The sequence below is a fragment of the Planomonospora algeriensis genome, from assembly GCF_977012225.1.
This window is the reverse complement of sequence record NZ_CDRNDK010001074.1, coordinates 1-527: the sequence shown is the minus strand read 5'-3', so window position 1 is coordinate 527 and position 527 is coordinate 1. Positions and strand designations below refer to the sequence as shown.

Sequence of the window (527 nt, the reverse complement as noted above, 5' to 3'; positions counted from 1 at the left end):
GGCGGGGGGCGGGCAGCGGCCGCAGGAGGCGCAGGGGCAGCCGGGAACGGGCCGGCCGAGCGGCCCCGCCGTACCCTCGAACAGGACTTCCACCCGGAAAGGGTCGCACGGCGCGGCGGATGACCGGTGCGCCGCACTTCGAGATCACGTAGGCTCACGGAGCCGCCGGGGACCGGCCGGGGCCGGCGGCGAGAGCGTGGGAGCGGCGAGAGGGAGCGTGTGGCATGACGTGGCGCTGGCGTTACGAGAACGCGAACGGCGGAGAGGTGACCGAGGGGGTCCTGATGCCGGCCGACGCGTTCACGAGTCAGGCCGACGCGGAGTCCTGGCTCGGCGAGAACTGGCGCGAGCTGCTCGCCGCGGGCGTGGAGCAGGTCACCCTCCTGGAGGACGACCGGGTCGAGTACGCCGGGATGTCGCTGCGCGAGGAGTAGGAACGGCCCCCGCTCCCCGGAGCGGGGAGCGGGGCCGCCCCCGCGGGCACCGCCGTCCGCGATCACCGAATCGGTCTCAGGCTGAGTCGGAGA

1 protein-coding gene is annotated in these 527 nt (G+C 74.8%); it reads left to right on the top strand.

The features are described from left to right. The first annotated feature begins 224 nt into the window (after positions 1-224). Positions 225-434 (top strand): hypothetical protein, encoded by a 210-nt coding sequence (locus ACWJ6R_RS37865; RefSeq protein WP_449066787.1) that lies wholly within the window; start codon positions 225-227, stop codon positions 432-434. Positions 435-527: the final 93 nt, after the last annotated feature.